Here is a 20,323-nt window from a genome sequence, read left to right as displayed (position 1 = left end):
CGCATGTCAAGTTAGGAGACCTGATAAGAAACCCCGTCGACCTGGAAACGGCCGCCGGTGATTTCGATCGTGTCTACCTGAACGGATTTCTTCGCGGCCCGCACAATGGCGAACCCGGATTGCCAATTGGCGGTAGCGCCCTTGAGGTAGTTAGCGCGCTTCATGTCCATGACGTTTCCGACCTCGACGCCGGTAAGCGTGCTCTTGATTTCCCCGGCGTAGCCGTAGGATTTGCTGACCTTCCCGAGCCGGTGCGTGTGGCCCATGATCACCGATTGCTGGAATCGTTCGGCCGCCTTGAAGGCGGTCATCCCCGCGACCTGAGTCAGCCGGATTCCGCCGCGGTGCCCGTGAGTCGAGAGCCAGCCCGGCGCGATCCGGTAGAACTCCGGTAGCCGCGTGAACTCGTACTCATCGAACTTGAGCAACGTTTCCATGTGGAACGCCTTGGTCCCGGAGAGCGCCGGGGCGTACTTCTCCAGGTACACCCGCGGTCGTTCATCGTGGTTGCCCTCGTGGATGCCCACCGGGCCGTCATAGACGGCTCTCAGCGGCTCGGACCAGTCGCGGGCAACAATCTCCGCGTCGCGGTAAATGCTGCCCTCGAACTCCAGCCGGGAATCCTTGCTCCAGCGCGACGGCTGGGGGAAGTCCGCCAGGTCCCCGATATTGACGACGTTATCCGGCTGAAAGTCGCCGATAAAGCCGATGAGCGCCCGAAGCGCTTTCCGGTTGTGATACGGAATCTGTGCGTCCGGGACGACTACGGTAGTCGTGTCTGACATTGCTTGCCTTTCCTAGCGGAACACTCCTCCGACCGGACGATCGGATACGTAGACCGGGACCCCGTTGGGGCCCGGGACAACGTGCCCCGTCCACTGCCGTCCGTCTTGGCCGTCCTTGTCTTTCAGTAACTCGGCAGTGAACTCGCCGTGCTCTTCGCGCTGAACGAGCATCACGTAGTTACTGGTGCCGTACAGTGCCGCGTGGTTGCCCTCCATCAGTGTCGGCGCGGCTGACTTGCTGTGGTGGGTGCCGATGACGAGAGCGCCCGTTTGCTGGGCTACGTCGTTCAGCGCGATAAGCGCGCCGTTCGCGCCCGCGTTCTTGTCGAACTCCAGCGAACCCGCGACGTGCTTCACCATGTCCACAAAGACCACGCCGAAACCCTCGTCTTTGACGTAGCGGGCGAACTTCGCCACGGATGCCGGGTTGTCGAGCGACAGCCCGCCTTTCTTCCGGACCACGACGTTGACCCGCTGCCCGTGGTACGCCTGCCACGCCCGAAACCGGCTTGCGACACCGTTAGCTGACTCCGCCGCGAGATAAAGCCCTCGCGTACGGTCGAGCTGGTGCCCCATGAAGACACCGCCGGTGTCGAGCTGGCAGGAAAGGTCGATGAGAAGCGCCGACTTCCCGGCCCGGCTCGGGCCGTACATCATCATGAAGTCCCCCGCGGGGAACATGTCCGGCACGATCCACCGGCGACCCTCGTCGTGGCCGTCGATTGAAACGACGTCCGCGCTCTCGTCCACCTCGGGTGCCTCGGCGGCCTGGTGCCGCCGCTGCGCCTCGGCGCGGACGCGCAGCCTCCGAAGCTCTTCGGCTACGTCCCGCTCGTACGCCCCCTCGCCGTCGTCCGGCTCCCACGGCTCCACCTTGCGGAGCGCCGACCGGATCGAGTTTTCCGCGTCCTTCGGGTCGCCGGTTCCCCGGTCCCTGAACGCCTCTACGAACGCCTCGGCGATGTCGTCGGGCTCTTGGCCCCGGCCAAGGCAGACGGCCGCGTACCGCATCGATAGCGGCCCCAGCTCGTCCCAGCTACCGCCGGGCGGGAGGTCCCGCACTCGCTGTAGCAGCTCCCCCGGGTCGCTTGGCAGTGAACGGCGGTTGCCGTGTGTCTGCTCTCGCTCGCGGAAGAACTTGAGCCACTGGTCAGAGATGACCGGGAGGTCCGCCGGGCCGACCCACTCGTCCCCGATGAAGTTGTAGGCGTTGTCGCCCACAGCGGTCGGGTAGGCGAACAGGATGCCGCCGACGCCGCGGACGTCCACCTGTGGAACCGGGATGTCTTTCTTCGTCGGTGCCGGGTGGTCCGGGTGCGCCCGGTAGAGCAGATGCCGTCCCCCGGATGGCGTCATGGCAACCATGGGCGTCGGGTCGAGCTGGACCCCGGCCGCCCGCAGGTTGTCCATTCCGGACTTCCCGTTGCCCTGGTCGATGTCGATACCAACGACGCCGGACAGCCCGGTATTGATCGCGACACCGGAGAAGCCCTCCCAGTGCGCCCGGATCTCGTCCGGCTCCGTCGGGTACTCCGCGCCCTTGGCCGGGTCCCAAGCGCCCCCCTTGAACGAAGGGCGCTTTTTCCCGTCTACGTAGGACACATTGACCGGGTACACCCGATACCCGAGCGCTGTGTACCTGACTGCGGCCTCCGCGGCCGGGTTCATGGGTACCCCCTTTACTTGGCGTGCTTGGGAAGCTGCCCGTATTCGATGCGCCGTACCCCGGTAAACGGGCTCTCGCACGCCTCCCGGTCCGCCGCCGCCCGCCGCCAGCCCGACCCCGAGCTGAATCCGATGCGCTCGCCCAGTCGCGCACCCGGCCGGAATCGCCAGACCGCGACGCCGTTCGTGAAGTAGTCGAACTCCGGCACGGGCTCGTCGGCCGCCTCGCGGGCGTCCGCCCCGGCCTGCCAGTCGGCGAGCCCGGGGAGCATCCTCCAGTACCGCCCGGGCACCTCAAGGCCCTTGTACGTCAGCTTGTAGTCGCTCACTTGGTCACCAGCCAGGAGACCAGCTCGACAATGCCCCAGACGACCGCACCCCAGAAGGCCACCGCCAGGAGGACGTACACGCCCACCAGGACACAGCCGACAGCGCCGACCGTCTTTTCAACCTTGCTCATTCGTTCTCCCTCATGAAAAAACCCGCCTCGCGGGCGGGTTGTCGATGTATTCCGCGGCGCGCCGTAGCGCGTCCGGACTGTCTCTGAGATGTCCTAGGACACCTTTGTTGCACGGGGTGCACAGCAAGCCGCGGACGCACTTGCCGCACGAGACCGGGCCGGGGCAACACGAGTGATCATGGTCCACCGCAAGGCGTTTCGTCTTCCCGGTTGCCCGTTGGCAGATGGCGCACGCGCCGCCCTGCGCTCGGTACAGCTCTTGGTACTGGTCCTCGGTGATCGAGTAAACGCGCTCGATCCGCTGTGCCTGAGCCCGCTCCCTCCGGGCTTTCTTGACCGCCTTGTGGTGGGTGTAGCACCGCGGGCCGGGGTAATCCGCGGGCCGAGTGAGCGGCGAGCCCTCGGCCGCGCAGTCCTTGCACCCCTTAGCCATTCCGGACGCGCGCCGGAACCTGGTCCGCGCGAACCTCGGTGTACCCGTCCGTGTCCGTCAGCTCTTCCAGCCGCCTGAACTCCGTCGCGTCCCTCCATTCGAGGGGCTTGCGATTCTCGTACCAGTTTTCGATCTTTCCGTCCGCCGCGACCCGGTAGTAAAATCGGTGCCCCGGGTCGTCGCCGTCGTGGAAATAGCGGTACGCCGGTGCCGCCTCGGTCGACTTGTCGAGAGCGGCATTGACCCCGGCCGCGAACACCTGGAGAGTGGCAGGGCTGGCGTTGCTCTTGAGCGGCGAGAGCCACGACGGGATCTCGACGCCTCGATACATCAGCTTGTGGTCAGTCATCGCTGTTTCCCCTCTCTCACTTGGCGTTCAGGATGCGGAAGGGGACGTCGAGGGTCCGAACCTCGTGAACGGTTCGTTCCGGCCAGAACGCCTTCAGCCGCTCCGGGCTGGCGCACATACTCGGGTCCCAGCCGCTCACGTTGTCCCAGACCTCAAGCTTGCCGCCAGAGAACCGGTACCAAAGAGTTTGGCCGCCGAACCCGGGCGAGGTACGGAAGTAGCGAGTAGCCGCGGTGCGGCCCTCTGCCTTCGGGGCGTTCCGTACATGCTCGGGCACGTCGCCGGACAGAACCTCGGAGATCTGCGCGGCAGACCGAAGGGCGTCGAGTGTGACCGTCGCGGCCTCCCAACGCTTGCTAGACAACGAGTAGAGCTCCGTCGCGTCGCCCGCGGTCCGCCAGTAGTGGTGTTCGCCGTTCGCCCGCGACGGCTTCTGACTACGGAAGTAGCGGAACTTCGGCTTGAGCAGATCCCTCCAGTACGACGCCGGGAAAATCCCGGCCGGGGGAAGCTGGAACGTTGCGAACTTCTCCGGCTCGTACCCTGCGACCGTGACCTTGGCCGGAGCGGCATCGATCGCCGCATCGACACCGCGCTTGAACCACGATGCCTCGGCTGTACCAAGGTTGTTCGTCAGCGACTCCGGCACCTTGACACCCCGGTACGTCGTCTCGAACTTGTGTGTAATCTTTTCTCCCTCGATTGCCTTGACCTCGAATTCGCTAGTAGTGAAACTCCGGGCACCGAATCCATCGAAGTGGACTCGCATCCTCGTTCCGAGAACTTCCGCGATCGTTCCCGGCGTACGCATGGCACGGAACGACGGCCACAGCCCGTGCTCGGCATCCCCGATGTAGCGCACCCGGTCGCCCGTTTTGAACTTGGCCACTCTCTTATTCCTCTCTATCGGGTCGCTCGGCCGCCCACCAAAAGGCGAACGCGAGCACAAAGAAAATCGCGAAGACGTACGTCACCGCGGGTACCGCTCGCCGGCCCGGTAAGCGTCGTAGTCCTGGCGGGAAACGCACACGCTGCCCGTGTCCTCGCCGCTCACAAGGTCGAGCCGCCAGCACTCCGGGTCGGTCTGGGGGACTAGGACGGTTACCTTCCCCGTGCTCACGGGCATAAGCCACGTCGACCCGGGCTCGTATTCCTTGCCGCTCACCGTGCCCGCCGTGATCGAGCTGCACCCGGATAGCAAAAGGGCCCCCGCAGCGAGGGCCCCGACAGCAATTCTCTTATTCACTTGACGTCCTCTCTCAGCACATGTCAAGTTAGCGGGCAAAAAAAGAGCACGCCCCGGACACTGGGCATCTTTGACAATGATCCCCAATAACCGGGTCGAACCGTTCCGCGGTGATGTCCTCGTGTAGCTTCCCGAACTCGTCGGCGACGCGTTCGCGACTCCAGTCGCTCACGTCGAACGTCCGCACCGGCCGGGCGAACTTCGCCAGCCAGTAGGAACCCTGGTCGGACTTGAGCCCCCATTGTTCCTCAAGGGCGACCTTGTACACCCCGAGCTGAAAAGTATCCTTCGGCGGCTGGCCGGTCTTGATGTCCCGCGCCTCGCCGTTAATCACCTGGTCGATATAGCCAATGATCGACACGCCGTCCAGCTCGATATCGAACCGAAGCTCGATCCCGGGCGTCCCGTCCGGGGTGATCCAAATGACCTCGTTCTTTCCCTTGCCGGAGTAGTAATCGATGTACTTGGCGACCTGCTCCAGGCCGATGCCGTAGCGGCGCTCTACGTCCGCCTCGCCACCGTAGGGCCCCGACTGGAACCAATACTCAAGATTCGGCGTGACCTCCATGTCCGCGGCCAACGTCGCCGCGTACACCCGGGCGAACTCGGCTTGAGCGTCCGCGAGGCTGGCCGCGCGGCCCGACCGCTCCCAGAACTCCGCCGCCGCGTGGACGGCCGTCCCGTGAGCCAGCCAGGCGGCCGGACGCTGCCACGCTTTCACGCGGCGCTGTAGGTACCACTGGTGCGGGCACTGCCGGTATTGCTTGTGCTGGCTGACCGAATACCTAGGCCGCCGCTTCTCGCTCGCCTCCGTCATACTCCTTCACCTCCCTGTCCACTCCCTCGCTGGTGTGGCATCTGTGGGCGACGGCCGCCCCCGGGCAGCCGCCGAAACTCCGGTAGACCGTCATCACCGCGCGGTTGAAAAGGAATTCCCCGTCCGCGCGTTCGTCCACCAGGACGAGGCTTGTGCACGAGCTTTCGAGGATCGACGCTACCGGCGCGAAGAGGGGGTCTCCCTCTTCGCACAGGACTGACCGGTCAACGATGAGCAGCCACAAACCGCCGCCGTCGCCTTCTCGGGTAGCGTGGATAACCCCGTGTTCCGAGACGACGGTTTCCCCAGTCATATTTACCTCTCGCTATTTGGCCGAACCTTCGGCATTTTCCACACTGTGTAGTCTCGCGGCGTCATCTGCGTGTGCTCGTTCACGCGGATGATAAGGTCCCCGTCCTTTTCGGTACGGGGAACGAACGCCCACCCGCCGCCCGCGGACCCCGGCCGCGGCGGAATGCTCGGGTCAAACTCGACCACTACATTGAATTCTTCTAGCTCTCTGTAGAACCCGGCCAGCCGTGCCAGCTTGTCATCCGACATGCCACGGCCACCGGTTTCGACGTATTCCAAGTGGTTGAGAAGCTTTCGCCATTCCGGCGTACGCTTCACCTTCCCGGACGCCTCCGGCCACGGCATGCGCTCAGCCAGATTGTCAGCCGTCCGCTTGGGATATGCCGGTCCCGGTTTCTTCCGGAGGTGATAGCTCACCGCTGCCCGTGTTGTCCCGTACATCCGCGCAATTTCCGCTTGGGTCATTCCGGGCTGCTTGAGCAGATCAACAATTATGTCTCTATCAAGTCCGCCGCGTGACATTTGGTCCGCCCCTTCGGTATGTTGCGCCTATCTTGACAGGCGCTCAGAGCAGGCGTCAAGCGGCCGAACGTCTATTTCCTCCCCTCTCGGCTAGCGATGTCCACGTTAGTTGAATCCGAAAACTTCTCACACGGTGTCGAGCATCACCTAACGAGCGGATAACAGAAGGTAACATCGCACGGGTGTTCGATCGATGTAGCCGGGTTAACCCGGGTTGGACGGGCGTCCAAAGATCCCCAGCGTCAGGGCCATGACCTGCATCGTTACCTGTCCCCGGTAACGAATGGGCCACTACCTTGCAGTAAACAACCGTTAAAGGTCACCCGTTTGTACCACAGTCCAGCCGTCGCGCTCCGTGCTTGCGGAGGTCCGGCCGCGGCTAGCATCGCTCCGCTGTTGGCCGTTGCAACGAATCCTCGGCGCGTGCCCTATGCGGCCTGGATCACGTCGGGCAGCTCGCTGCGGAGCGCCGACAGGAACACCAGCGCCCGCCGCTCCCCCGCCGTCAGCGGGCGGCCGACCGGGAAGCCCCGGAGGTGTCGCTCCAGGGCCACCCGGTCAACCCACAGGTGTTCGGGCACCTTCGGCGGGCAAGGGCCGTATTCAGCCTCCCAGCCGTCCACGGGAACGGCCGCCGCCTTGGCATCGCGGGAAGCGAGTGCCGCGCGGAGCCCTTGTGCCCGTTGCACGCGGCAGTAGCGGTTCCCGTTGGCGTCCCGGGCTACCAGGTGCGGGCCGTCGTGGGTGCACCGCGGCTTCCGCCGTACCGCCTGGCTCTCGTTCTTGCACGTCCGGCAGTACGGCCAACCGTTGGGCGGCTTGTGCCAGTTCGGCTCGTGGTTCCGCTTGCACCGCCGCTCCGTCGTCATGAGCCGACCCAGACGACGGACACGAATCCTTCGCATCGCTTCACGTCCGCGAGACCAACCAGGTACCCGGTCAGGTAGGCGCTCACCGCGTCAAAGTCGTCGCACTGGTCAACGGTGGACATCTGCGCCTTGTGCGATGGCGGTTCACTCGTGACGCGACCGGAGTACCCCGCGTCCCGGAGCGCCTTCTTGATGAACCGGGTCCGCTGTGCCGCGGTTGCCGGGTTTTCACCTTTCATGCGGCGGCCTTGCCCGCATAGTCGCCCCGGCGCGCTTCGCCGATCTGGTAGCCCAACGCATCGAACTCCGCGTAATCGCCGTATTTGTTGATGCGGAAGTATCGGCCGTCACAGACGGCCCATACCGCCTTACCGCCATCCCACGCGGGTGCGTCGGCCCACACCTCGAACCGCTTGCCGTCCAACTCCAGCACCGATCCCGGCTGACCGGGTTTCGGCGCGAACTCGCCGTCACCCGGCTTCGGACCCTTGAACCCCCGCGGCTTGGTCGGCTTGCGGTACTTCACCTTGGCCGCCTTGTCGAGGATCGCGGCTTGGCCCGCCAGGATCTTGGCGTACGGGTCCCTGGTCCAGTCCTCGTCAGGCGGCAGGGCCGGGAACCCGAAGAGGGTCCCGGCCACTGCGTGCCATGTCTTCTGAGTCACCGCTTGTCCCTCTTCGCGATCTCCGCTGCCTCTTCGCGCGCCTTCTCCAGCGCCGTACCCCAGATGTCCCCGATGTCCTGCGCGGTCTGGGCGGCCTGGAACACGTCAACCGCGTCGTCCGTCAGCTCCACGGGCAACCGGTCGTCCATGTAGAGCCGGGCGAACGAGGCGTACCCGGCCGCGTCCATCTCGCGAAGCTGTTCCACGGTCACTCCGGTGTAGGACAGCGCGGTGCCGACCAGACACGAGGGCTTGCCGTTCCGCTCGTAAGCACACACCGGCAGACCGGCAGTGTAAGTGCGGGGGTAGAGGTAATCCGCGCCCTTTTCCTTGACGGCGCGTTCCAGCAATTCCAGAGCCTTGGCCACGTCTATAACCATTGTTAAGCATCCTCTCTCAGCACATGTCAAGTTAGAAGTCATGAGTTAATCGGGCAACGGCCGTTGCCGTTGCAATGCGAACACGCGATATCCTGGCGCGTGAGCCACCGACCGGTTCCCGAGCAGTTCTGACACTGGGGGCCCGTACCGCAGCTAGCGCAGTGGCTAGCCGTCTTGCCGCGCTTGTCCTTGCCCATTACATCCGTCCTTCCGCGTCGGTGATCGGGCAACGCCGGTTGCCGTCGTACTGGCACAGGTAGTCCTTGGCGTCCGCGTCCTCGGTGTACGGGGCGCGCGGCGACGGGTGCCCGTCCGTCGTCCGGCAGGCCGCCAAGCCCACCAGGGCGGCCAGCACCGTGGCGGCGGCGATCCCGGCGAACCCGATCACTTCGGCCGCTCTCGTGAGTCTCGCGTGCATGGTCTCTCCGTTCGGGGGCACACGAAGGGCCGCAACGCGGGTGTTCACGTTGCGGCCCTTGCGTTCTAAGTCAGGGTTAATCGTTGTCCGTTTCTTCGTACCTCACGACGATGATGCGCTCTGCCCCGGCTTTCGGGCTGCCCCAGAGTCGGGCTCCGATCATCTCAGGAAAGTCGTCCGTGGTCGTCTCGCCGTCCGTCTGACACCTCATGCGGTATTCGCCTGGTTCGCCGTCCAGCTTGTACGTCACGTCGTAGTAGGTGAACCCGTTCGTCCCAGCCATCGCGCGGCCCCTTTCGTTGCGTTGCACTGATACTAGAGCGGGTGCCGAGGGCTCGAACCTCGGTGCCTGCCGGTCACCCCGGTTGGTTCAGCTGGGCAGAACCATCGGTGAGAACAACCCGTGGTTTTTGGTGAGCAGAAGCTCGCCGTTCCGGCCCGCGATCCGCTCGTCGTCCCAGACGATGACCATTGCGCCGTTATCGAACCGGCGGACCTCCCGCACCGGGCGGGGCTCGGAGTAGGCCACCGAGCACCCCTCGTTGTCTGTGTGCTCAGTCGGTCGAAGCGGGTAGCGGATGGTCTGCCCCGGCTCGATGTCCGACCAAGGGACCATGCGCCCGAACGCTTTCTCGTGGCTTGCGGTTGAATTCCAGTGCATTTCAGTACCTCCAGTGCCACCCGGGGGAATCGAACCCCGCGCCGCGACCTTCCCCGCACGTTGGCGGTTCTGCGGCTGGCTTCCTAGCCGGGTGGCTGTGTTCAGCGGGCGCTATCTGTCTCCCGACAGTCGCCGCCCCGCTGGCCCCCTCGCCGAGGTCCCCAGGGTTTCTCAGGCCCTGGTGAAAGCTTCCCCGGTCTGGCGACCGATCCCGGTTCCCGTTGCTGCTTCTACCTCGCGGCGCAGTCCGTGTCCCCGGTGTTTCCGTCTGGCCTCTCGGCCTGACACAGAGAACTTTACGTGCGCCGTCAGCACTTGTAAAGCACTTTCTCCGGGGGGTCACCCGGATGGCGTAGCGTCGCGGGCGTTCCGCTGGTCACGAGCCCGGAGCATCGGGCAGACTCCGGGCAGCAAAAAGCCCCCGGGGTCTCCGGGGGCTAGTTGTCAGCGGCGGACTGTGAACCACACGTAGTGCAATTGCGGCTCTCTGTCCGGCGGCTCATACGTCATCTCCAGTGCGAACAGGGGTCCGAGAACCCGCACGAGCGCTCCGGCCGTCTCCATCGCGTCGTCACGGTCGAAGCTCGCTACGTCCACGCTCACCGCCCCATCCCCCCGATTGGCCGCCCAGACGCCCTCTCGCCCGGTGAAGCGGGTGTGCGACTCCTGAACGCGGATACCGAGCTTCGCGGCGTTGATCACCCGGGACACGTACTGCGCGGCGAGCGTCTTGCGCTGGGATGTCATTGGGTCCTCCTTCGGACTCAGGCTATGGGATGCAAGAAAACCCCCGCCGAAGCGGGGGCTCTCGGTGCCTCAGTGGCCGCAGCACGGGAGGAAGGTCACGAACCCCTCCACCTCCTCAACCTCGGCGTCCTGGTTGTCGGCCACGGTCTGGAGAGCTTCGGCCCGGTCGCCGACGCGGGTCACGTAGACGTGCGCGCCCCGGGCGTCCTTGGCGACGTCGCGGCACTCGGAGCCGTGAACCCGGATGGTGCCCTCGCTGTCGTTCTCGATGACCGTAAGCATTTCGTCTCCCTCGCTCGCTGTTGCCACTGACTTTACACGCGCTGCCCGCACTCGTCAAGTCACGGAGACGAGAAAACCCCCGCCGAAGCGGGGGGCCCTCGGTCACCGGTTGAGCCAGTCGGCGTACGCCTCCGCCGGGTCGGTGCCGTAGTCGCGAACCGAGTGCGCCGCGAGCTGCGCCGGGTACGCCTCGCGCGGATCGTCCGAGCGCATCAGCTCCGCCACGTTGGTAAAGCCCACGGCCACCAGGGCGGCCACGGCAGCGTCAGTGCGTGCCTGGAAAGCGTCCAGCCGCTTGGCCTCCCGAGCCTTGCGGGCAGCGTCCCGGCGGCGCTTGTCGGCAGCCTGGCGCATGACGGTCGTCTCGGCAACCCAGCGACCGCGTGCCGCCTGGCCGCTCTCGTCGGTGCACCCGAAGCACTTGCCGCCCATCACGGACACGGGGCCGAAGTGACCCGTCCCGCCGCAGCGGTGGCAGGGCACCCAGACGTAGGTAACGCCGTCGATAACGCGGGTCTCGGTGGCGCTCATCGTGTTCGTCATGCCCACGACTTCACACGCGCTAGCGGCACGCGTAAAGGCACGGCGATTGCTCCAACCGAGTGAACTACGTCACTTCATGTTCCGGATCGGCGTTTGGAACAGTGTCTATAGGATGAACACAGCGAACACAGCGCAGTTAACTACGTCAACACAGTAAAGCCGTCGGCGTCAGCCGAACGGCCTTGGTTAACAAAGTCAACTACGCTAACTAGGTTTCCGACCGTGGTTGAGCGGTTTACGCAGCTAACTAGGCGTCCCTCTCTCCGCCTGGTGCTCAGTAATGCTCCCCGGTCGGTCTCTCTTCCGTTGTCCACCGTGGACTAAGGGTTATCGCGCCACCGAGTCGACAACGGAGACAACTCCCGGTCATCGTGGGTACCGAGCTAGCTAGCTCCCTGCGGTGACCGGGCACCAGCCGTAAACGCACCGGCCCACGGATGGTCGGCCGGTCGGCTTGTGTACGGCAGGGCTACCGCCCTGCCCCCTACCTACTCCCCCGGAGGCTAGCTATGGATATCTGCGTGTGCCTCTTCGGCCGGGAGATCTTCTCCCTCAGTGCCAGCCGTGGCGAGCGAGAGGTAACGCTCGGGCTAGGCACCATCACCGAGCTAGCCGAGGATGACGACGGCGACGACGAGACGCCCTGCGGCTTCGCCCTCCCGTGAGGCCGGGCTACCGGGTGTGCACCGTTGCCGGATGCCCGGAGCTGACCGAAGGTGGCGGCCGGTGCCCAGACCACAGGGCACGGGCGGACCGGGCACGGGGCACCAGTGCCAGCCGTGGCTACGGAGGCAAGGGACACGAGGCGTTCAGGCGAGGCGTGCTCGCTCGTGATCCAGTGTGCGTGCTGTGCCGACGCAAGCGTGCGGTACACGCGGACCACTGGCCACTGAGTAGGGATCAGCTAGTCCTCAAGGGCATGAACCCGAATGACAAGGCCAACGGAAGAGGCTTGTGTCACTCGTGCCACTCGCGGGAGACGGCGCTCAACCAAGGTTCCGGGCTCGCTCGGTGACCCTCGAAACAAACCCCTCGGTCGGCTTCGGGGACCTCGAAAGCGGATAGGGGTGGGGGGTACCCCCGGATGTGGATCATGCCTGGACCGCCGGGGAGGTCTCTGCCGGGTCCGTCAGGTTCAAAAGGTCGCCGTTAGATAACGGCCGCGCGCCCGAAGCGCGCGGCGACCAGGCGTAACCGTCGTTATCAAGTCGAGAGGGTTGCCGAAGTGAGCGACGAACCGTGCGTGTGCGAGACCGACTTCACCTGTCTCGCCGCGGAGCACGAATCGGATCGGGCGCAGCTCGAAGCGATGGAGGAAGCGGTCAACCGCCTAATCCGCCGCCTGGCGGCCCTTGGGTGGATACCGCCGGAAAGCTAACGGGGTTGAACGTCATCAAAGCGCTAGCAGGTCGGCTAGCCGCCCTGTGCGGGTCGCTCGCCGCTTAAACGGGCACTGGAGAGTCAGCCCAATGGTGGGCACCCGGTTTCGAAAACCGGGGGCGGCTCAGCCGCGGGGTTCGATTCCTCGGCTCTCCGCTAGATCCGGGGCTTCGGGTAGACGCAGCCGCCGAAGCTCAAATGAAGCAGGGCTCGCCCGGATCGCTCGCCCCTCTAGCCCAACTGGCAGAGGCGTCCGGCTCAGACCCGGAAGGTTCGCGGTTCGAATCCGTGGAGGGGTACCATTGGTCTCTAGCTCAATTGGCAGAGCAGCGGATTGTTAATCCGCCGGTTCCTGGTTCGAGTCCAGGGAGGCCAGCGTGGCGGTGGTTGCGGGTTCGAGTCCCGCCCGAGGAGGAGTCTCCCCGGTAAGTCTCAATGGCAGAGCTGCCGCGTTAGCAAGACCCGTTCCGCTGCCCCTGGCAGCCCAGGGCGGGTCGCAAAAGTGCCCGGGTCGCTACCGGGGAACCCCAAACGGCCGACCATTCAGGCGGCCCTGCGAAGGGGCAAGCCGGGAGCCGTTGACCGGCACGCGCGGTGGCAGAGCTGGCCGAATGCTGACACCGGATACAGGACTGAGAGCGGGTCCGGATTCACCCGATGCTCCAGCCCACGCGGGTCCGAATCCCGCCCGCGCACAACGCTAGCCGAGAAGCCGGTAAGGCGATCGGTTCACAGCCCGCGCAAGGCTTCTTGCACCGCGGAGCGCTGTCGCAAAGGGCCGATCGCGCTAGCCCCAAACCAACCCGAGGAGACCGACATGCCCCGTGGTGGTGCACGCGCGGTCTCCGGACCGCCGCCCGATCCCAATGCTCTCCGCCGCGAACGTCCGTCGGACGCCGCTGGCTGGACCACGCTCCCTCGCGAGCCGGAATACCAGCCGCCGCCGGAGTGGCCGCTAATCCAGGCCACGCAGCGAGAAGTCGAGTTCTGGCTCGACCTGTGGCAGCGACCGCAGGCGATCATGTGGCGACAACTCGACCAGACGATCGAGGTTGCGATGTTCGTCCGGAAGCTTTGCGAAGCAGAAATGCCGAAAGCCTCCGTCGAACTTCAGAAAGTCGTCCGACAGTATCTCGACTCCCTCGGGCTCTCCGTTCAGGGAATGCTTCGCAACCGATGGCGGATCGAGGAAGCCGACAACAGCACGCCTTCCGCAGAAACCAAACCGACCCGGCCGTCCGCAAAGAACCGGATGAGGGTCGTTAAAAACGACTGACAGGAAAGTCCTGTGAGCCACACGGATAAGACCGCACCGTACCGAGTGCGCCTGGCGCGCGGTGAGACGCGCGCTTACGTTCGCCCGTGCGGTCCCGACTGCGTCTATTGCACTCACGGGCGGCTGCGCCACCGATTCGGAAGTCATCGAACCCGCGCATCCGCCAACCGCGCCATTCAACAAGGCGAATGGCGGGACGAATACTGACATAGGAGGCTCACGGTGGATGACTTCACCGTGGACTTTCCTACCCTGTGGATTGTCCCGGACTGGATCGAGGCTCACTGTCCGGTACCCGACCGGGACGCCCGGGGTGCTCAGCTTGAGCTCTACCCGTGGCAGCTCTGGTGTCTGGCCAACCACTACCGCGTCAAGCCGACCGCCGAGCGGGGGCAGCTCGCCCCCGCGTTCTACTACCGGCGTTCGCAAATCGTCATGCCGCAGAAGTCCGGCAAGGGCCCGTTTGCCGCGGCGCAGACAATCGCGGAAGCGCTCGGCCCGGTCGTTTTCGACGGCTGGGCGGCAGGCGGAGAGGTTTACGCCTGCGCCGACTGGGGCTGCCCGTGCGGCTGGATGTACGTCTACGAACCGGGCGAACCGATGGGCCGCCCGTGGACAACGCCGCTAATTCAGCTTCTGGCCACATCGGAAGACCAGGTAGACAATGTTTACCGTCCGCTAAAGGCCATGCTCAAACTCGGCCCGCTCGGCGACGTCTGCCGGGTCGGCGAGGAATTCACGCGGCTTCCCCGCGATGGCGAAATCACCGTTGTTACCTCGTCGGCGCAATCGCGTCTCGGTAACCCCATCATTTTCGCCGTTCAGGACGAGACCGGAACCTACACCAAACAGAACAAGATGGTGAAGGTCGCCGACACCCAGCGCCGCGGCGCGGCCGGTATGGGTGGCCGGGTAATCGAGACCACGAACGCGTGGGACCCAACGGAAGAGAGCACGGCACAGCTCACCCACCAGACCACGGTGGACGACGTTTTCCGATTCTTCCCGCAAGCCCCGGCCAACCTGTCATTCAAGAACAAAGCCGACCGGCGAAAGATCTACAAGGTTGTCTACGCCGGTTCGAGCCACATCGACTTTGACGGCATCGAGGCCGAGGTTGCCGAATTGCTCACGCGCGACCCCGCGCAGGCCGAGCGATTCTTCGGCAACCGGATCACGGCAGGCACGGATACGTGGCTGGACCTCGCCGCGTGGGAAAGCCACAAGGCTGACCGCGTCGTCAAGCCGCGTACGCGGATCGTGCTCGGGTTCGACGGTTCGGACGTTGACGACTGGACAGCGCTTCGCGCGGAAACCATGGACGGTTTCCAGTTCACCCCGACTTACGGGCCGAACGGCCGAAAGACGATTTGGAATCCGGCCGACTTTGACGGCCAGGTGCCGCGGCTCGAAGTGGACGCCGCGGTTCGCGAGCTGTTCGCGCGGTACGACGTCGTTCGGATGTATTGCGACCCGCCGTACTGGGAATCCGAGATCGACGCGTGGGCCGAGAGCTTCGGGGCCAAGCGGGTTATCCGTTGGTACACCCGGCGTCCGGCGCAGATGCACGACGCTGCCGAGCGGCTGAAAACCGATGTGATGACGGCCGATTCCGGCTTCACGCACGACGGTTGCGAAATCACGACGGCCCACGTCGGCAATACGCGCGCAGCCGCGCGCCCGGCCGATCGCTACGTGCTCGTGAAAGTCAGCGACAAACTCAAGATTGACGCCTGTGTGACGTCCGTGCTGACGCACGAGGCCGCGGGCGACGTCCGCGCCGCCGGACTGGCCGCCAAGCGGCGGAATTACTACTACGGAGCTTAGGAAGGCTTTACGCATGGCGACCATTGAGGACGCTTCCGCGCTCGTGGATGTCATGTACAACGAGCTTCGCAACCGCCGCCCGGCCATTCACACGATCGACCGGTATTACCGCGGTGACCACCGGCTCAAGTTCGCTTCCGAGCAGTTCGCGAAGTACCACGCGGACCGCTACAAGGGGTTCGCGGACAACTGGGTGCCGCTGGTGTCTGACGCTCCGGTGGAGCGGCTTACCTGGCAGGGCATCCACGCGAACGGCGAAGCCCAGGCGGACAAAGAGATTTGGCGCGTCTGGCAGACGAACGGGCTCGACGTCGACTCGCAGCTAGGCTTTCTCGGCGCTATCAACTCCGGCCGGTCGTTCGTCCTCGTCTGGGGCAACCCGGACGACGAACAGACCCCGATGGTCACGTTCGAGGACGCCTCTCAGTGCATCATCGCCTACGTTCCCGGCTCGCGCCGCCTCCGGCGCGCGGCGCTGAAAACGTGGCAGGACGGCAACCGCGAGTTTGCGACGCTGTATCTGCCGGACGAGGTGTGGAAATTCGAGCGCCCGCTCTCGCAGAACACGAAGACGCACGCCGACGCGGCGATTGATGAAGAGCTGGACAAGTGGGCCACGCGGGACATGGGCGATTCGGAGCCCAACCCCCAGCCGAACCCGATGGGCGTTGTCCCGATGGTCGAGCTACAGAACAAGCCGACTCTGCTCGCCGACCCCATTTCGGACGTCACCGGCGTTATCTCGATGCAGGATGGCGTAAACCTCCTGTGGTCGCTTCTGTTCACCGCGTCCGACTACGCCGGTTTCAAGCAACGGCTCATCCTCGGCGCGGAACGCCCGATGATCCCCATCCTTGACGACAAGGGCACGGTCATCGGCGAGCGCCCGGTAGACATGGAGCGGTTCGCGATTGACCGCATCGCGTTCGTCACCGACGAAAACGCGAAGGTCGCGGAATTCTCGGAAACCAACCTGACCGCGTTTACCGAGATCATCGAGACTGCTATTGGCCACATCGCGGCGCAGACTCGCACGCCCCAGCACTACCTCATCGGCAAAATTGCCAACCTGTCGAGCGACGCGCTTATCGCCGCGGAAGGCGGCCTCGTCAAGCGGACGCAGGAAAAGCAACTGTGGTTCGGCGCGGCCATTCGCGAAGCCGCGGCGCTTATCGCGCTCGCCCAGGGCAACACGGCCAAGGCCGAAGCGCTCCGCGCGGGACGGTCCCTTTGGGCTGACGAGGAATTCCGCTCGCAGTCACAGCTTGCGGACGCCCTGCTCAAGCTCTCGCAGGTGGGTTTCCCGTTCGAGTACTTGGCCGCCAAGTGGGGGCTGACGCCCCAGGAAGTGGCCGAGGTGGTCGAGATGCGCCGCCGCCAGGCGGAGACCGACCCAATCGCCGAGATCGCGAGAAACCTTAATGCTCCCAATAGCGGAACGCCGGGCGAGGGCCCGACGCAGCCTGTCCAAGGCGACGGCCAAGGAGGGACGCCGCCTGTGGGCGGCGCTGGATCCACAGCGGCTTGATACCTGGATTGCCTCTGTCGCAAGGCTTACGGCCCTCGTGACGGAGGCTCAGCTACGCCAGACGTCCACTGCGGACGACTACGCGGACGCGGTGCTCCGGCAGCAGGGCGAACGGCTCGACTCCGCCGGGGACGTCGCGCCGCACTCGCTCGCCGGAATCGCAAGCGACGGCCGACCGTTGCCATCGCTTCTGTTCCACCCGGTGATCACGACCAAGCGCGCTATCGGGCTTGGGGCGTCGGTTGATCGCGCTATGGCCTTGGGGCAAGCCCACCTAGAAGCGATCGTGCGAACCCAGGTGTCCGACGCGGGCCGGGTCGCTGACGGAATCGCGGTCGCCACTCGTAACGCCGAGTGGGTCCGCGTGATCTACGGCGAGACGTGCTCCCGCTGCATTCTCCTGGCGGGCCGTGTCTATAGCTGGAAAGCCGACTTTCAGCGGCACCCCGGGTGCGACTGCTACGCGATTCCGACGACATCCGAGCACGACGCTCGCGCCATGGGTCTGACGGCAGACCCTCTCGAATACTTCCGGTCGCTCTCGAAAGACGAGCAAGACCGGATCTTCACCAAAGACGGTGCCCAAGCTATCCGCGAAGGGGCCGACATGGGCCAGGTGGTCAACGCCCGCAAAGGGATGTCCGCCGCTGGCACCACCACGACCGGTACCACCCGGTTCGGCACCGCGGGCCGACGCCTCAAGGGCGCAGTCCGCCTGATGCCGGAACGAATTTACGAGATCGCGAACGGCGATCACGACGAGGCCGTACGGCTCCTCCGCCAACACGGCTACATCCTCTGAGTCGAGAAAGGCTCCGCCGCAATGGCTGAACCCGAAAACGATGGCACCAACCCCGAGGTTGACGAGACCGAGGGCACCGGCTCCGCCGCCGAAACCGAAGACACCGACGCCCCGCTAGAGGGCGAGGACGCCTTGGGCGACAAGGGCAAGAAAGCCCTCGACGCCATGAAGGCGGAGCGGAACCAGTACAAGCAGCAGCTTCGCGAGGCTCGCAAGGAACTCGAAGCGCTGAAAGCGCCGCAGCCCAAGGCAGGCGAACAGCCCGACCTCGACGCGCTGACGGCGAAGGCAGAGGCCGCCGCCCTCGAAAAGGCCAACACTCGAATTATCCGCGCGGAAATTCGAGCCGCCGCGGCTGGCAAGCTCGCCGACGTTTCCGATGCCGTTCTGAACATCGACCCCTCACAGTTCGAGGTCGACAAGGACGGCAACGTTGACCAGGAGGAAATCGCGGACGCGATTGCCGACCTGCTCACCCGAAAACCACACCTGGCAGGTACCGCAACGGGCCGGTTCCAGGGTTCCGCCGACCAGGGCGCACGCAAGCAGCCCGCGCGGCCGTCCCAGCTCACTCGCGCCGAACTGGCGAAGATGAGCCCCGCAGCGATCATGAAGGCCAAGGCCGAAGGCCGCCTTAACGATCTCTACGGGATCAAATAACCACCCGTAAGGAATCGCCACAATGGCTGTTGACACCTTTATCCCCGAAGTTTGGAACGCGGAACTCCTGACCGCGCTTCCGACCCAGTACATTTTCGCCCAGGGCGGCGTGGTCAATCACGACTACGAAGGCGACATCTCCGCCTACGGCGACACGGTGCACATCGGTGCGCTGTCCGCGCCGTCGATCGCTAACTACGTCAAGAACACCACGCAGATCGACCCGGCGACGCTGACCACGACTGAGCAGCTTCTGCTCATCGACCAGGCGAAGTACTTCGCGTTCGAGCTGGACGACATCGACGCTCGCCAGGTTCGCGACAACGGCCAGGTGATGACCAAGGCCGCCGAGCTGGCCGCGCGCGGTCTGTCGGCCGCGGCGGACACCTTCCTGTCCGGCCTGATGGTCGCGGGCGCGGGTACCGTTCTCCCGGCTACCGCTCTGTCCACTTCGGACGCCACGGCCGCGCAGAACGGCGCGTACGTGCTCATCCGGAAGGCGCGCGTCGCCCTGGACAAGGCGAACGTCCCGGCCACCGGTCGATTCCTGATCGTGAGCCCGGAGTTTTACGCCGTTCTGCTGGGTGACCCGCGTTTCGTGGACGTCTCCAAGTACGGCAGCTCCGCGGGCATCATGAACGGCGAGGTTGGCCGCATTGTCGGCTTCTCGGTGATCGTGTCGAACACGATTCCGCAGGGCACCGCGGGCACCGCTCCGGCGGTTTCCAACTTCCTGGTTGCCGGTCACTCGATGGCGACCACGTACGCGGAGCAGATCTCGAAGACCGAGGCTTACCGCCCGCAGAACAGCTTCTCGGACGCCGTGAAGGGACTGCACCTGTACGGCGCGAAGGTTGTCCGCCCGGAGGCCCTGGTGGTCTGCGACGTGGACGTCACCGTTCTCTGATAACTCGCGCTTAGGAGGTCAGCCGTAATGGCTGCTGTTCACGTCACCACCGAAAACAACGAAGGCCAGAAGGTCACTTTCCTGCTCGATGACGAGCGGGAAGCGGACCAGGAACGAATTGACTATTTCCGCAAGCTCGTGCGCCGCGACGACCTCCGGGACGTCAAGGTGACCGAGCCCGGCCAGAAGGGCACCTCTCGTGGCGCTGCCAAGTCTGGCGGGAACGGCTGACCTAGCCGCGCGCGGGATCGACGTCACGAACACCGAACGGGTGGCCGCCTTTCTGGCGGCCGCCTCTTCGGAGGTTCGCTCCGCGGCCGGGTCCCCGATCACACGGACCGACTACACGGCGGACATTCCCGCCATCGGTCAGTCGGAGCTGACGCTGCCCGCCCAGCCGATTCGGTCTGTCGCATGGGTTCTCCTCGACGGCGAGCCGGTGACGGACTGGCGTCTGGTCAACGGTTCCCTGTGGCGTCAACGCGGCTGGGGACACCCCCACTGCCCGCGGGTCGTCACCGTGTCGGCTAACGGCGGGCTGGACGAGGTACCGGCTGACGTCGTGGACCTCGTGTGCTCGCTGGTCGGGCTCGCGCTCGCGAACGCCGAAGACGGGGGCTACAGCTCCCGTGGCGACCTGACCCAGCTTCGGATCGATGACTACAGCGAGGGCTACAACTCGTCCGCCTCCGGCCGTCTGGCCGGGGTTATCGAGCTGCCCGACGCCACCCGCAAGCGGCTACGCGCACGGTTCGGCGGATCGGTCGCCATGGTGAGGTTCCGATGAGGA

Annotated in this window: 30 protein-coding genes and 4 tRNA genes; 13 read left to right on the top strand and 21 right to left on the bottom strand. The window is 65.1% G+C overall.

What is annotated here, in order from left to right; genetic code table 11:
* Nucleotides 1-11 precede the first annotated feature (11 nt).
* From L942_RS05025 to L942_RS04930, 21 genes are all read right to left on the bottom strand, one after another.
* Nucleotides 12-785, bottom strand: a complete 774-nt coding sequence (locus L942_RS05025; protein WP_037355463.1) for a hypothetical protein — start codon at nucleotides 783-785, stop codon at nucleotides 12-14.
* A gap of 12 nt (nucleotides 786-797) precedes the next feature.
* Nucleotides 798-2,453 carry an AAA family ATPase gene (locus L942_RS05020; protein WP_037355462.1) on the bottom strand — a complete coding sequence of 552 codons (1,656 nt, stop codon included), beginning with the start codon at nucleotides 2,451-2,453 and terminating at the stop codon, nucleotides 798-800.
* An 11-nt stretch (nucleotides 2,454-2,464) separates the two neighbouring features.
* On the bottom strand, nucleotides 2,465-2,779 hold the full coding sequence (locus L942_RS05015; protein WP_037355461.1) for a hypothetical protein: 315 nt from the start codon (nucleotides 2,777-2,779) through the stop codon (nucleotides 2,465-2,467).
* Nucleotides 2,776-2,910 (bottom strand): hypothetical protein, encoded by a 135-nt coding sequence (locus L942_RS45815; RefSeq protein WP_268745709.1) that lies wholly within the window; start codon nucleotides 2,908-2,910, stop codon nucleotides 2,776-2,778. The genes L942_RS05015 and L942_RS45815 overlap by 4 nt, the downstream gene beginning before the upstream one ends.
* Nucleotides 2,911-2,920: 10 nt before the next feature.
* Nucleotides 2,921-3,343, bottom strand: coding sequence for an endonuclease VII domain-containing protein (locus L942_RS46125; protein WP_081654940.1), 423 nt, complete (start codon nucleotides 3,341-3,343; stop codon nucleotides 2,921-2,923).
* Nucleotides 3,336-3,692, bottom strand: a complete 357-nt coding sequence (locus L942_RS05005; RefSeq protein ID WP_037355460.1) for a hypothetical protein — start codon at nucleotides 3,690-3,692, stop codon at nucleotides 3,336-3,338. Before L942_RS05005 ends, L942_RS46125 begins: the two co-directional genes overlap by 8 nt.
* A 16-nt stretch (nucleotides 3,693-3,708) precedes the next feature.
* Entirely contained in the window at nucleotides 3,709-4,581 is an 873-nt protein-coding gene (locus L942_RS05000; RefSeq protein ID WP_037355459.1) for a hypothetical protein, read from the bottom strand.
* 81 nt (nucleotides 4,582-4,662) lie between these two features.
* The gene (locus L942_RS44145; protein ID WP_158684428.1) at nucleotides 4,663-4,812 is read right to left on the bottom strand and encodes a hypothetical protein; all 150 of its coding nucleotides are present in this window, start codon (nucleotides 4,810-4,812) and stop codon (nucleotides 4,663-4,665) included.
* Between the two features lie 154 nt (nucleotides 4,813-4,966).
* Complete coding sequence (locus tag L942_RS04990; RefSeq protein WP_037355455.1) at nucleotides 4,967-5,755, bottom strand: RecB family exonuclease; 789 nt, start codon at nucleotides 5,753-5,755, stop codon at nucleotides 4,967-4,969.
* Complete coding sequence (locus L942_RS04985; RefSeq protein WP_037355453.1) at nucleotides 5,724-6,068, bottom strand: hypothetical protein; 345 nt, start codon at nucleotides 6,066-6,068, stop codon at nucleotides 5,724-5,726. Before L942_RS04985 ends, L942_RS04990 begins: the two co-directional genes overlap by 32 nt.
* Nucleotides 6,069-6,070: 2 nt before the next feature.
* On the bottom strand, nucleotides 6,071-6,589 hold the full coding sequence (locus tag L942_RS42450) for a winged helix-turn-helix domain-containing protein (RefSeq protein WP_037355451.1): 519 nt from the start codon (nucleotides 6,587-6,589) through the stop codon (nucleotides 6,071-6,073).
* 428 nt (nucleotides 6,590-7,017) lie between these two features.
* Complete coding sequence (locus L942_RS04975) at nucleotides 7,018-7,458, bottom strand: hypothetical protein (protein ID WP_037355449.1); 441 nt, start codon at nucleotides 7,456-7,458, stop codon at nucleotides 7,018-7,020.
* Nucleotides 7,455-7,580 carry a hypothetical protein gene (locus L942_RS45810; protein ID WP_268745708.1) on the bottom strand — a complete coding sequence of 42 codons (126 nt, stop codon included), beginning with the start codon at nucleotides 7,578-7,580 and terminating at the stop codon, nucleotides 7,455-7,457. The genes L942_RS04975 and L942_RS45810 overlap by 4 nt, the downstream gene beginning before the upstream one ends.
* 113 nt (nucleotides 7,581-7,693) lie before the next feature.
* A complete protein-coding gene (locus L942_RS04965) occupies nucleotides 7,694-8,122 on the bottom strand; it encodes a hypothetical protein (RefSeq protein WP_158684427.1) in 429 nt (142 codons plus the stop codon).
* Nucleotides 8,119-8,490 carry a hypothetical protein gene (locus L942_RS04960; protein WP_037355444.1) on the bottom strand — a complete coding sequence of 124 codons (372 nt, stop codon included), beginning with the start codon at nucleotides 8,488-8,490 and terminating at the stop codon, nucleotides 8,119-8,121. The genes L942_RS04965 and L942_RS04960 overlap by 4 nt, the downstream gene beginning before the upstream one ends.
* A gap of 208 nt (nucleotides 8,491-8,698) precedes the next feature.
* A complete protein-coding gene (locus tag L942_RS04955; RefSeq protein WP_158684426.1) occupies nucleotides 8,699-8,920 on the bottom strand; it encodes a hypothetical protein in 222 nt (73 codons plus the stop codon).
* Between the two features lie 76 nt (nucleotides 8,921-8,996).
* Nucleotides 8,997-9,203: a hypothetical protein gene (locus tag L942_RS04950; RefSeq protein WP_037355440.1), complete on the bottom strand. Its 207-nt coding sequence runs from the start codon at nucleotides 9,201-9,203 to the stop codon at nucleotides 8,997-8,999.
* Between the two features lie 87 nt (nucleotides 9,204-9,290).
* A complete protein-coding gene (locus L942_RS04945; protein WP_158684425.1) occupies nucleotides 9,291-9,581 on the bottom strand; it encodes a hypothetical protein in 291 nt (96 codons plus the stop codon).
* 444 nt (nucleotides 9,582-10,025) lie between these two features.
* Complete coding sequence (locus L942_RS04940) at nucleotides 10,026-10,328, bottom strand: hypothetical protein (RefSeq protein ID WP_037355435.1); 303 nt, start codon at nucleotides 10,326-10,328, stop codon at nucleotides 10,026-10,028.
* A 69-nt stretch (nucleotides 10,329-10,397) separates the two neighbouring features.
* On the bottom strand, nucleotides 10,398-10,610 hold the full coding sequence (locus tag L942_RS04935) for a hypothetical protein (protein WP_037355434.1): 213 nt from the start codon (nucleotides 10,608-10,610) through the stop codon (nucleotides 10,398-10,400).
* Nucleotides 10,611-10,712: 102 nt separating this feature from the next.
* On the bottom strand, nucleotides 10,713-11,153 hold the full coding sequence (locus L942_RS04930; RefSeq protein WP_037355432.1) for a hypothetical protein: 441 nt from the start codon (nucleotides 11,151-11,153) through the stop codon (nucleotides 10,713-10,715).
* Between the two features lie 1,225 nt (nucleotides 11,154-12,378).
* Between L942_RS04930 and L942_RS44140 the strand changes: the two genes are divergently transcribed.
* The 13 genes from L942_RS44140 to L942_RS04870 all read left to right on the top strand — a co-directional run bounded on the left by L942_RS44140 (nucleotide 12,379) and on the right by L942_RS04870 (nucleotide 20,320).
* A complete protein-coding gene (locus L942_RS44140; protein ID WP_158684424.1) occupies nucleotides 12,379-12,531 on the top strand; it encodes a hypothetical protein in 153 nt (50 codons plus the stop codon).
* Nucleotides 12,532-12,608: 77 nt separating this feature from the next.
* Nucleotides 12,609-12,689 (top strand) — tRNA-Ser (locus L942_RS04920).
* A 69-nt stretch (nucleotides 12,690-12,758) separates the two neighbouring features.
* Nucleotides 12,759-12,835: transfer RNA gene (locus L942_RS04915), tRNA-Leu, on the top strand.
* A gap of 1 nt (nucleotide 12,836) precedes the next feature.
* Nucleotides 12,837-12,909 (top strand) — tRNA-Asn (locus L942_RS04910).
* Nucleotides 12,910-13,121: 212 nt separating this feature from the next.
* Nucleotides 13,122-13,229: transfer RNA gene (locus tag L942_RS44135), tRNA-OTHER, on the top strand.
* A 121-nt stretch (nucleotides 13,230-13,350) separates the two neighbouring features.
* A complete protein-coding gene (locus tag L942_RS04905; protein ID WP_037355428.1) occupies nucleotides 13,351-13,809 on the top strand; it encodes a hypothetical protein in 459 nt (152 codons plus the stop codon).
* Between the two features lie 222 nt (nucleotides 13,810-14,031).
* Entirely contained in the window at nucleotides 14,032-15,636 is a 1,605-nt protein-coding gene (locus L942_RS04900) for a hypothetical protein (protein WP_037355425.1), read from the top strand.
* A gap of 13 nt (nucleotides 15,637-15,649) precedes the next feature.
* Entirely contained in the window at nucleotides 15,650-17,164 is a 1,515-nt protein-coding gene (locus tag L942_RS04895) for a phage portal protein (protein ID WP_051165725.1), read from the top strand.
* The gene (locus L942_RS04890; protein WP_037355423.1) at nucleotides 17,058-17,966 is read left to right on the top strand and encodes a VG15 protein; all 909 of its coding nucleotides are present in this window, start codon (nucleotides 17,058-17,060) and stop codon (nucleotides 17,964-17,966) included. The genes L942_RS04895 and L942_RS04890 overlap by 107 nt, the downstream gene beginning before the upstream one ends.
* A 21-nt stretch (nucleotides 17,967-17,987) precedes the next feature.
* Nucleotides 17,988-18,626, top strand: coding sequence for a phage scaffolding protein (locus tag L942_RS04885; protein ID WP_051165723.1), 639 nt, complete (start codon nucleotides 17,988-17,990; stop codon nucleotides 18,624-18,626).
* A 22-nt stretch (nucleotides 18,627-18,648) separates the two neighbouring features.
* The gene (locus L942_RS04880) at nucleotides 18,649-19,533 is read left to right on the top strand and encodes a N4-gp56 family major capsid protein (RefSeq protein WP_037355421.1); all 885 of its coding nucleotides are present in this window, start codon (nucleotides 18,649-18,651) and stop codon (nucleotides 19,531-19,533) included.
* Between the two features lie 27 nt (nucleotides 19,534-19,560).
* Nucleotides 19,561-19,764 (top strand): hypothetical protein, encoded by a 204-nt coding sequence (locus tag L942_RS04875; protein ID WP_037355419.1) that lies wholly within the window; start codon nucleotides 19,561-19,563, stop codon nucleotides 19,762-19,764.
* A complete protein-coding gene (locus tag L942_RS04870; RefSeq protein ID WP_037355416.1) occupies nucleotides 19,733-20,320 on the top strand; it encodes a hypothetical protein in 588 nt (195 codons plus the stop codon). The genes L942_RS04875 and L942_RS04870 overlap by 32 nt, the downstream gene beginning before the upstream one ends.
* Nucleotides 20,321-20,323 lie beyond the last annotated feature (3 nt).

Origin of the sequence: Amycolatopsis orientalis DSM 43388 (assembly GCF_000411975.1) — a bacterium.
Taxonomy (GTDB): domain Bacteria; phylum Actinomycetota; class Actinomycetes; order Mycobacteriales; family Pseudonocardiaceae; genus Amycolatopsis; species Amycolatopsis orientalis_D.
The sequence above is the reverse complement of the archived record's forward strand: the minus strand, read 5'-3'. Positions and strand labels throughout refer to the sequence as shown.

Bases quoted from the DNA above. Each gene is read 5' to 3' on its own strand.
- L942_RS05025 (WP_037355463.1), bottom strand. From the start codon at position 785: ATGTCAGACACGACTACCGTAGTCGTCCCGGACGCACAGATTCCGTAT.
- L942_RS05020 (WP_037355462.1), bottom strand. From the start codon at position 2,453: ATGAACCCGGCCGCGGAGGCCGCAGTCAGGTACACAGCGCTCGGGTAT.
- L942_RS45815 (WP_268745709.1), bottom strand. From the start codon at position 2,910: ATGAGCAAGGTTGAAAAGACGGTCGGCGCTGTCGGCTGTGTCCTGGTG.
- L942_RS46125 (WP_081654940.1), bottom strand. From the start codon at position 3,343: ATGGCTAAGGGGTGCAAGGACTGCGCGGCCGAGGGCTCGCCGCTCACT.
- L942_RS05005 (WP_037355460.1), bottom strand. From the start codon at position 3,692: ATGACTGACCACAAGCTGATGTATCGAGGCGTCGAGATCCCGTCGTGG.
- L942_RS04990 (WP_037355455.1), bottom strand. From the start codon at position 5,755: ATGACGGAGGCGAGCGAGAAGCGGCGGCCTAGGTATTCGGTCAGCCAG.
- L942_RS04985 (WP_037355453.1), bottom strand. From the start codon at position 6,068: ATGACTGGGGAAACCGTCGTCTCGGAACACGGGGTTATCCACGCTACC.
- L942_RS42450 (WP_037355451.1), bottom strand. From the start codon at position 6,589: ATGTCACGCGGCGGACTTGATAGAGACATAATTGTTGATCTGCTCAAG.
- L942_RS04975 (WP_037355449.1), bottom strand. From the start codon at position 7,458: ATGACGACGGAGCGGCGGTGCAAGCGGAACCACGAGCCGAACTGGCAC.
- L942_RS45810 (WP_268745708.1), bottom strand. From the start codon at position 7,580: ATGTCCACCGTTGACCAGTGCGACGACTTTGACGCGGTGAGCGCCTAC.
- L942_RS04955 (WP_158684426.1), bottom strand. From the start codon at position 8,920: ATGCACGCGAGACTCACGAGAGCGGCCGAAGTGATCGGGTTCGCCGGG.
- L942_RS04950 (WP_037355440.1), bottom strand. From the start codon at position 9,203: ATGGCTGGGACGAACGGGTTCACCTACTACGACGTGACGTACAAGCTG.
- L942_RS04945 (WP_158684425.1), bottom strand. From the start codon at position 9,581: ATGCACTGGAATTCAACCGCAAGCCACGAGAAAGCGTTCGGGCGCATG.
- L942_RS04940 (WP_037355435.1), bottom strand. From the start codon at position 10,328: ATGACATCCCAGCGCAAGACGCTCGCCGCGCAGTACGTGTCCCGGGTG.
- L942_RS04935 (WP_037355434.1), bottom strand. From the start codon at position 10,610: ATGCTTACGGTCATCGAGAACGACAGCGAGGGCACCATCCGGGTTCAC.
- L942_RS04930 (WP_037355432.1), bottom strand. From the start codon at position 11,153: ATGACGAACACGATGAGCGCCACCGAGACCCGCGTTATCGACGGCGTT.
- L942_RS04905 (WP_037355428.1), top strand. From the start codon at position 13,351: ATGCCCCGTGGTGGTGCACGCGCGGTCTCCGGACCGCCGCCCGATCCC.
- L942_RS04895 (WP_051165725.1), top strand. From the start codon at position 15,650: ATGGCGACCATTGAGGACGCTTCCGCGCTCGTGGATGTCATGTACAAC.
- L942_RS04890 (WP_037355423.1), top strand. From the start codon at position 17,058: ATGCTCCCAATAGCGGAACGCCGGGCGAGGGCCCGACGCAGCCTGTCC.
- L942_RS04885 (WP_051165723.1), top strand. From the start codon at position 17,988: ATGGCTGAACCCGAAAACGATGGCACCAACCCCGAGGTTGACGAGACC.
- L942_RS04880 (WP_037355421.1), top strand. From the start codon at position 18,649: ATGGCTGTTGACACCTTTATCCCCGAAGTTTGGAACGCGGAACTCCTG.
- L942_RS04875 (WP_037355419.1), top strand. From the start codon at position 19,561: ATGGCTGCTGTTCACGTCACCACCGAAAACAACGAAGGCCAGAAGGTC.